Below are 1,273 nucleotides of genomic sequence, written 5' to 3'. Positions count from 1 at the left end.
ACGGAACGGTGTCGGTGATCGGCATCGAGAAGTGCGCCGGATCGTTGTGCCTCGATTTCGGTTCGTTGACGGGCAACTTCTCGGGCAGCGTTTTCAGCTGACACCCGCACCGTAGAACCGGATGATGCAGTAGCCGAAGGACGCCGCCACCCCGACCGTGAGGGTGGCGGCGTCCTTCGCTGCCGGAGCCATATTGATCAGGTGAGCAGACCAGATGTCTATGCACACGGCACTCTCAACGCAATCTGCTCATACTTCCGTGGCAAGAGCTAGCGGCAAGGGAATACTGCATGTTTCGAATAGCTGTGCCTTGCCGACCTACTGGCTGAGCCGAAACGGTCGACAACGCGTCGTCCGACCGCACCGGTACGCACTCGCCCTGGCGCTCGACCGGCCCCTCGAAGATCACGAAGTCGCCCTCCACGATGTCTGCGACAACCCGATCTGTGTGCGGGCCTGGGAAGCGTTAGGTCGCCGCGCTCATGTCGTCGCCGGAACCCAATCGGAGAACCTCGCCGGTATGGGGGCGAAAGGCCGCGGCGGCGGCAAAGCGCAGCCGTGGCGGTGGCGGGAATTCGATCGCGCCGGCCGCGTCGCCCGGTCCCGCCGGGCACGAGAAGCGTTGCGGCACGGCTGGGACGAAGAAGCACTCCGGAAAGCGCTGTGGCAGTCCCGGGACCCGACCCTGTTCTGACCGTGGCCGTGAGAACGGGACGGGTCGCAAGCGTTAGGGTCTACGAACTCCCGGACGCCCGATAAGCATTCAGATTTTGTTCGCCCAAGGGCGGGCACCGGGACACCGAGGAACCGCGTGATCGACATGGCCGGCGACGAGAAACTGTCCTGGCAGCTACACCGCGACGGGTTCGGCTGGGAAGAGATAGCCCACCAGCTCGATTGTCTGCCGGCCGTTGCCCGGGCGTGGGCGGATCGGTACGAGCGACGCACCGACGCCGCGGCCGCGGGCGCGGGCGCTCAGTTCCTACTGTTCGATTGATCGGCGGCGTATCACCTCACGTGGTCGTGTCGGTGCCGCGTGGAACCATCCGGTCGACACCAAATTTGGGAGAGGGGAAACGGTGAGCAAGGGAACCAAACTCCGCACCGTGCGCGTCGAAGATGACCTGTGGGCCGCCGCCAAGGAACGGGCCGAGATCGACAACCGCACCGTGCGCGACGTCGTGCGCGACGTCGTGCGCGAAGCCCTCACCATGTACGCCCTCACCGAACGGACGCCCGCATGAAATTCGGATCGGACGACGTCACCGAGCCC

3 protein-coding genes are annotated in these 1,273 nt (G+C 65.0%); all 3 read left to right on the top strand.

The window, feature by feature from the left end; translation table 11 throughout:
* Positions 1 to 259: 259 nt before the first annotated feature.
* A complete protein-coding gene (locus tag RM2_RS23155; RefSeq protein WP_245814114.1) occupies positions 260 to 694 on the top strand; it encodes a hypothetical protein in 435 nt (144 codons plus the stop codon).
* Between the two features lie 117 nt (positions 695 to 811).
* Entirely contained in the window at positions 812 to 997 is a 186-nt protein-coding gene (locus RM2_RS23150; RefSeq protein ID WP_072691777.1) for a hypothetical protein, read from the top strand.
* A gap of 82 nt (positions 998 to 1,079) precedes the next feature.
* Entirely contained in the window at positions 1,080 to 1,244 is a 165-nt protein-coding gene (locus RM2_RS24825; protein WP_169846826.1) for a hypothetical protein, read from the top strand.
* Positions 1,245 to 1,273: the final 29 nt, after the last annotated feature.

Origin of the sequence: Rhodococcus marinonascens NBRC 14363 (genome assembly GCF_001894885.1) — a bacterium.
In the GTDB taxonomy this organism is placed as follows: Bacteria; Actinomycetota; Actinomycetes; order Mycobacteriales; family Mycobacteriaceae; genus Rhodococcus_F; species Rhodococcus_F marinonascens.
The sequence above is the reverse complement of the archived record's forward strand: the minus strand, read 5'-3'. Positions and strand labels throughout refer to the sequence as shown.